General features: G+C 56.1%; 4 protein-coding genes and 1 pseudogene. 4 read left to right on the top strand and 1 reads right to left on the bottom strand.

All coding sequences use genetic code 11. The features are described 5' to 3' along the window. Positions 1–24 precede the first annotated feature (24 nt). The 4 genes and pseudogenes from ACIQ0R_RS11070 (at position 25) to ACIQ0R_RS11055 (ending at position 3803) form a co-directional block, all read left to right on the top strand. Positions 25–648, top strand: a pseudogene (locus ACIQ0R_RS11070) (sigma-70 family RNA polymerase sigma factor). A gap of 117 nt (positions 649–765) precedes the next feature. Next, complete coding sequence (locus tag ACIQ0R_RS11065; protein ID WP_395827257.1) at positions 766–975, top strand: zf-HC2 domain-containing protein; 210 nt, start codon at positions 766–768, stop codon at positions 973–975. Between the two features lie 58 nt (positions 976–1033). After that, positions 1034–2059, top strand: coding sequence for a tRNA (adenosine(37)-N6)-threonylcarbamoyltransferase complex transferase subunit TsaD (tsaD, locus tag ACIQ0R_RS11060; RefSeq protein ID WP_395827254.1), 1026 nt, complete (start codon positions 1034–1036; stop codon positions 2057–2059). 268 nt (positions 2060–2327) lie between these two features. Continuing rightward, positions 2328–3803, top strand: a complete 1476-nt coding sequence (locus ACIQ0R_RS11055) for a DEAD/DEAH box helicase (protein ID WP_395827251.1) — start codon at positions 2328–2330, stop codon at positions 3801–3803. 7 nt (positions 3804–3810) lie between these two features. Here ACIQ0R_RS11055 and gluQRS read toward each other — a convergent pair whose 3' ends face one another. After that, positions 3811–4704 (bottom strand): tRNA glutamyl-Q(34) synthetase GluQRS, encoded by an 894-nt coding sequence (gluQRS, locus tag ACIQ0R_RS11050; RefSeq protein ID WP_395827248.1) that lies wholly within the window; start codon positions 4702–4704, stop codon positions 3811–3813. Positions 4705–5163 lie beyond the last annotated feature (459 nt).

Genomic DNA, 5163 nt, shown 5'->3' with positions numbered 1-5163 from the left:
ATCGTTCACCCTGCCAGTATTTAGATGACAGGCTCACTGAGCAACATCAGGAAAAACAGGCGGCATAAAAGCCACCTGTTGGAAGACGAAAAATCGAGGGAAGCTCATACATTGCGGCCACAGCTTCTGCGTTTTGCTGCGCTGCAATTGCGCAATGAAACCCTGGCCGAAGACGCGGTATCGGAAACCATACTGGCGGTGATGGATCATCCCGATCGTTTTCAGGAGCAATCCTCTTTCAAGACCTACGTCATCGGGATACTCAAGCATAAGCTGTTGGATCAATTGCGGCGCAACAAGCGCGAAGTGCAGTTGAATCCCGATGACGATGCCGATCGCAGCGACGCTGACATGATAGATGCCTTGTTTTCCCCCGCAGGGCACGCGCTGCAAGCGGCGCCCAACTGGGCTAACCCGGATCAGACGTTGGAGCGCAAGGAGTTTTTCGACATTTTGCAGTTGTGCATCGACAAGCTTCCAGCCAAGACCGGCCGCATTTTCATGATGCGTGAGTGACTCGAACTCGATACCGATGCCATCTGCAAAGAACTTGATATTACCGCCGCCAATGCCTGGGTCTTGCTGTATCGGGCGCGCAGCCGACTGCGTGAGTGTCTGCAAGTCAACTGGTTCGGCGCCCATGACTGACGGCTCGATAGTCACGCTCTATGCAGCGCTATAGCAATATTTATTGTAAGTATTGAGCGGGTCGCACGACTGATTAGCACTGTGCCATTTTCCCAATCGAGTAAACTCTTTCTTCTTATGTCATATAAACGCTTGATTCCGCGCTTGATTCCGCATTGTCGCGATGCCCAACTGCTCTTGTCGCAAGCACAAGATACCAGTTTGCCGCCTCTGACCCGCGCACGAGTCAGGATACATCTGTGGACTTGTACCGCCTGTACCAGGTTCGCGCGGCAACTCGCGTTTATGCGGCAGGCAATGCAGCGGCTCGACAAGGATTGGCCTTGAGCGTGAATGCCTGCCCTGCTTTCCATTACAATGCGGCATTGTAAAAAACTGCTTCCTCATGATTGTTCTCGGTGTTGAATCCTCCTGTGATGAAACCGGCTTGGCGTTGTATGACACCCAGCGCGGCTTGCTGTCCCATGCCCTGTACTCGCAGGTAGCGATGCATGAGCAGTATGGCGGCGTGGTGCCGGAGCTGGCCTCGCGCGATCACATCCGGCGTGCCATCCCTCTTTTGCAACAAGTGCTGGCCGAAAGTGGTATCGAGCATCACGATATTGACGCCATTGCCTATACGCAAGGCCCCGGCCTGGCTGGCGCATTGTTGGTTGGCGCATCGATTGCTTGCGGTCTCGGATTGGCGCTGGATAAACCCATGCTGGGCGTGCATCATCTGGAAGGACATTTGCTGTCCCCTTTGCTCGCCAGCGACCCGCCGGAATTCCCATTCGTATCGCTGCTGGTGTCGGGGGGGCATACCCAATTGATGCGGGTTGATGGTGTTGGGCAATACACAATGCTGGGCGAAACCTTGGACGATGCTGCCGGCGAAGCATTCGACAAATCGGCCAAGTTGCTTGGCCTCGGTTATCCCGGCGGGCCGGCTATTTCGCGGCTGGCAGAGTTCGGTGACCCTTCGGCATATCAGTTGCCGCGGCCAATGTTGCATTCGAAGAATCTGGATTTCAGTTTCTCCGGCCTCAAGACCGCAGTGCTGACACTGGTCAAAAACCATCCAGCGGCTATGGGCGAACAGGATAAGGCAAATATTGCGCGCTGCTTTGTCGATGCGCTGGTGGATGTGCTGCTCGCCAAATGCCTGAGCGCGTTGAGGCATACGGGCCTCAAGCGGCTGGTCATTGCAGGCGGTGTCGGTGCCAACCAGCAATTGCGCAGCGCACTGAATGCTGCTGCCGTGAAACGCCGGTTCCGGGTGTATTATCCAGAGCTGGAGTTTTGTACCGACAATGGCGCGATGATTGCCTTCGCCGCTGCCATGCGTCTGCAAATCAAACCTGAGGCGGCGCAGCGGGATTACGGATTCAATGTGCGCCCGCGTTGGCCGCTGAATGAGCTCGGAATCTGAGCAAATTCCCGGCAAGGCGTATAATGCTCGACTGTGGTATACAACGTGCTGGTAATTAATAACCAAGTGACAACTTGGCAGGCAGCGTCCGGTATCGCGTTTCCACAATCATTTGGCTCGGATGCCGTCGCGGTTGTTTGTTGCATACAAGCGCGGACGTTGATGGGCCGACACGAAATTTACGAATACAATTGAAAGCAAATAGTGCCTTTTTACGAATGCTGATTCGTTATTTGAGCGCATCTTGCGCAGAAGGCCACCAACTACCATGTCCGACATCCAGTCCGAGATTCAACCTGATCCAGCAGCTTCTACTGCACCCTCCGTCCGTTTCGAAGACTTCGGCCTGTCCCCTGATATCCTGCGTGCGCTGAGCGACCAGGGTTATGTCAACCCGACGCCGATCCAGGCGCAAGCGATTCCGGTGGTTCTGCAAGGACGCGATGTGATGGGCGCTGCGCAAACGGGAACCGGCAAAACTGCCGGTTTTTCGTTACCGATCATCCAACTGCTGCTGGCACATGCCAACACCAGCGCTTCGCCGGCGCGGCATCCGGTGCGCGCCTTGATTTTGACGCCGACCCGCGAACTGGCAGATCAGGTGGCGGACAACGTCAAGGCCTACAGCCGCCATACGCCGCTGCGTGCTACGGTTGTGTTCGGTGGCGTTGATATCGCGCCGCAAACCGCTGCGCTGCGCTCCGGCATTGAAATCGTGATTGCCACGCCGGGGCGCCTGTTGGATCACGTCCAACAAAAGACGGTGAACCTGTCGCAAACGCAAATTCTGGTCATGGACGAAGCCGATCGGATGCTCGACATGGGCTTTCTGCCGGATTTGCAGCGCATCATCAACCTGCTGCCGAAAGAACGCCAGAACTTAATGTTCTCGGCTACGTTCTCGGGCGAGATCAAGAAGCTGGCGTCGAGCTTTCTCAAAAACCCGGTCACGATCGAAGTCGCGCGCAGCAATGCCACTGCCGACAACGTCACCCAGACCATGTACCGCGTTGACGAGCAAACCAAGGCCGAGGCGGTATCCTTCATCATCCGCGAGCGCAAGCTGAAGCAGGTGATCGTTTTCTCGAATACTAAGATCGGCGCCTCGCGTCTGGCGCGGCATCTTGAGAGCGAAGGCGTCAAGGCTTCCGCGATTCACGGCGACAAGACGCAGAATGAGCGGATGGCCGCGCTGGAAGCGTTCAAGCAAGGCGAGATTGAAGTGCTGGTGGCAACCGACGTTGCCGCGCGCGGCCTGGATATTGCCGAACTGCCGTGCGTGATCAATTTCGATTTGCCCTATAACGCTGAAGATTATGTCCATCGGATCGGCCGCACCGGTCGCGCCGGCGCCTCCGGCGATGCGATTTCGCTGTATGCCGATAAGGATGAGCGTCTGCTGGCCGATATCGAAAAGATGATCAAGCACAAGTTTGTGCGGGCCGAGCTTAGCGGATTCGTCGCCAAGCCGGCTGCCGCCGAACGCGAGCGTTCCGGCCGCCGCGAGGCAACCGATCGCAGCGACAGCCGTGCCGCCGCAGCGGGCCGCGGCTTGCAGCACACACGCAGCGCTTATACTTCGACGCCAACCTCGCGCAAGGAAAAAATCGACCCTTGGTTCCTCAAACCTTATGAGTCGACGACCACACCAGATGCCGCTCCTGCCAGCAGTGCCCCGGCTGGTGCTTCGATCAAGCCGAAGATAAAGCTGGCGGCGTTGCTGGGTGGTTTGCCAAAGCGCTAGTCTCGGTTTAGCCTTGGCGAGTCGATTCCAGATTTGCCCAGGCAGTAGTAGCCAACGACCAGAATGCGGCCACGCTGTCGACCTCTCCGATATCGAGTCCGAGAAACCAGGCCGCCTTGTTCAACGCATGCAGCGGTTGCGTCGCATCAATGGCCTGAGCACCATTCTGTTTGGATAATTTTTCTCCATCGGCGTTGGTGATGACCGGCACATGTAGGTACTGCGGTGTCGCCAGCCCTAACTGACGTTGCAGATAAATCTGGCGCCCGGTAGAGTCAAGCAAATCGGCGCCGCGCACCACATGCGTTACCTCTTGAGCCACATCGTCAACGACTACTGCAAGCTGGTAAGCCCAGAAGCCGTCGGCTCGTTTCAATACAAAATCACCGACTTCGATCGCCAGATGCTGTTGCACGCGACCTAGCCAGCGATCATCAAAACTAATTAGTTCATCGATATCTCCGGGATCCGGCACACGCAGCCTATATGCCCGAGCTGGCTTGCCTACCGGCAGACCGCTGCGGCAGGTGCCTGGGTAGACGGCTGCGCTGTCGGCAGCCACACAAATGCGGGAATCGACGATTTCGCGGCGTGTACAGCCGCACGGATAGGCCAAGCGTCCGAGGCGGTCGAACGCCGCCTCATACAGCGCTGTGCGCCTGCTTTGAAACACCACCTCACCGTCCCATTGCATGCCAAGTGCCAGCAGGTCTGCCAGGATCGACTCGGCGGCTCCTGCTGCGGTACGCGCCTCGTCCACGTCTTCCATGCGTAAGAGCCAGCGGCCATGGTTGGCTTTAGCGTCCAGGTAGCTGGCCATTGCTGCCACCAGCGAGCCCGCGTGCAGCGGGCCGGTAGGTGAGGGGGTGAAGCGGCCGATATAATTTCGTTGATTAGACATTGCGGGTCGATTCATGATGAGCTGTTATCGGTGCAGTTGCGTTTTGCCTGGCCATCAAATACCTGAGGAATTTTTACATGGCAGGATGACGCCAGATTATCTGTGTTTTTATCGTGGCATCACGTATCCCTATAGCGCTGAAGAATTGAGTGGATTTAAGAGTGCGCGATAAATATTTATATATTGTCACAGTTTCTTCCTTAATCCGTCATCGAATCTATCGGCGAGGGGCAATCCGGCCACGGCTTTTTTGCGATACAAATAACCTGACTCTGATCTCGGCGTTTTGTTCACAGAGCGATATGCTGCACGGCAGCAGAAATGGCATTCCTGGTGTGAGCTTCCCCCGAAATTTAGTCTTCCATAGGTAACGTAAAATCAACGATCCTTTGGAAAGACCAGCAATGAAGAAGATACCAAAACAGATGTACACGGCGGAGTTCAAGGAGCTAGCCGTGC

The organism is Collimonas sp. (assembly GCF_044339385.1).
Taxonomy (GTDB): Bacteria; Pseudomonadota; Gammaproteobacteria; order Burkholderiales; family Burkholderiaceae_D; genus Collimonas.
Note: the sequence above shows the minus strand (reverse complement) of the source record. Positions and strands in the feature narration are given on the sequence as shown.

What these genes read in the sequence shown, in the direction of transcription:
- ACIQ0R_RS11065 (WP_395827257.1), top strand. Translation starts at nt 766, where the DNA reads ATGTCATATAAACGCTTGATTCCGCGCTTGATTCCGCATTGTCGCGAT.
- tsaD (WP_395827254.1), top strand. Translation starts at nt 1,034, where the DNA reads ATGATTGTTCTCGGTGTTGAATCCTCCTGTGATGAAACCGGCTTGGCG.
- ACIQ0R_RS11055 (WP_395827251.1), top strand. Translation starts at nt 2,328, where the DNA reads ATGTCCGACATCCAGTCCGAGATTCAACCTGATCCAGCAGCTTCTACT.
- gluQRS (WP_395827248.1), bottom strand. Translation starts at nt 4,704, where the DNA reads ATGTCTAATCAACGAAATTATATCGGCCGCTTCACCCCCTCACCTACC.